Below are 637 nucleotides of genomic sequence, written 5' to 3'. Positions count from 1 at the left end.
GTACATGGCCGGAATGCAACCCGCCATGAAGAAGATACTGATGACAATATTACCCAGGGCCGCATCTTTTCCATCGGTGAAGCCCAGCAGTTCGATGATTTCGGGACCAAAGGTATAGATGGCGAACATGGGGATCACCTGGCAGGTCCAGATAATGCCGACAAATAAGATACGTTTCAGATAAACCGGCTCGAACAGCTTGCTGTATTTAGTCTGCTCTGCGGTCTCAAAATTAAGGCTGATATCTTTGCCAAAAAATTGATTCATGACCTGCTTACACTCCTCGGTGCGTCCTTTCTTAAGCAGCCATCTTGGGGATTCCGGCAGGTGGAATCGTCCGAGAAGGATCACTAAACAGGGGATGACGGCGCTACCAAACATCCAACGCCAACCGTCGGCCACATCGTACAATAGGAAGCCTACCATGTTGGCCGCCGTCGCGCCCACGTACCACATGGCGGCGATGAAGCCCATGGTGAAGGCACGCTGTTTGGTGGGGGAGAATTCGGCAACCATAGAGGTGGCTATGGGGTAATCGGCGCCTATGACGATGCCGATTAAGAAGCGCAATATCACCAGTTCAATGGGAGAGGAGATGAACATGGTGGCAAAGGAGAGGACGGCGATGGCGATGATG

General features: G+C 52.0%; 1 protein-coding gene. It reads right to left on the bottom strand.

The genetic code is table 11. The annotated features are described in order from the left end of the window. On the bottom strand, positions 1-637 hold a 637-nt coding region (locus L1D47_RS20985; protein ID WP_239886644.1), incomplete at both ends, for an MFS transporter.

This window comes from Shewanella sp. Isolate7, from assembly GCF_022398425.1.
GTDB lineage: Bacteria > Pseudomonadota > Gammaproteobacteria > Enterobacterales > Shewanellaceae > Shewanella.
The sequence above is the reverse complement of the archived record's forward strand: the minus strand, read 5'-3'. Positions and strand labels throughout refer to the sequence as shown.